General features: G+C 62.6%; 1 protein-coding gene. It reads right to left on the bottom strand.

Annotation, left to right across the window (positions count from 1 at the left end; translation table 11 throughout):
• Positions 1 to 665, bottom strand: a 665-nt coding sequence (groEL, locus tag NKH16_RS34900) for a chaperonin GroEL (RefSeq protein WP_352903986.1), incomplete at both ends; no start/stop codon positions are given.

The raw sequence follows: 665 nt of genomic DNA, 5'->3' as shown, positions 1-665 counted from the left end.
TCGGTCGCGCCGCCGACGCGGATGACGGCAACGCCGCCCGCCAGCTTGGCGAGACGTTCCTGCAGCTTCTCCTTGTCATAGTCGGAAGTGGTTTCCTCGATCTGCGCCTTGATCTGCTGGACGCGCGCCTGGATGGTGGTCTTCTCGCCGGCGCCGTCGATGATCGTGGTGGTGTCCTTCTCGATCAGCACGCGCTTGGCGCGGCCGAGCATGTCTATGGTGATGTTCTCCAGCTTGATGCCGAGATCCTCGGAAATCATCTGTCCGGCGGTGAGCACGGCGATGTCTTCCAGCATCGCCTTGCGGCGGTCACCGAAGCCAGGCGCCTTGACGGCCGCTACCTTGAGGCCGCCGCGCAGCTTGTTGACGACCAGCGTTGCCAACGCTTCGCCCTCGACGTCCTCGGAGATGATCAACAGCGGCCTGCCGCTTTGCACCACGGCTTCGAGGATCGGCAGCAGCGCCTGCAGATTTCCGAGCTTCTTTTCGTGGATGAGGACGTAAGGGTCTTCCAGCTCGGCGCGCATCTTCTCGGCATTGGTGACGAAATAGGGCGAGAGATAGCCGCGGTCGAACTGCATGCCTTCGACGACGTCTAGTTCGGTTTCGGCGGTCTTGGCCTCCTCGACGGTGATGACGCCGTCATTGCCGACCTTGTCCATCGC

This window comes from Mesorhizobium sp. M1307 (genome assembly GCF_040318155.1).
In the GTDB taxonomy this organism is placed as follows: Bacteria; Pseudomonadota; Alphaproteobacteria; order Rhizobiales; family Rhizobiaceae; genus Mesorhizobium.
Note: the sequence above shows the minus strand (reverse complement) of the source record. Positions and strands in the feature narration are given on the sequence as shown.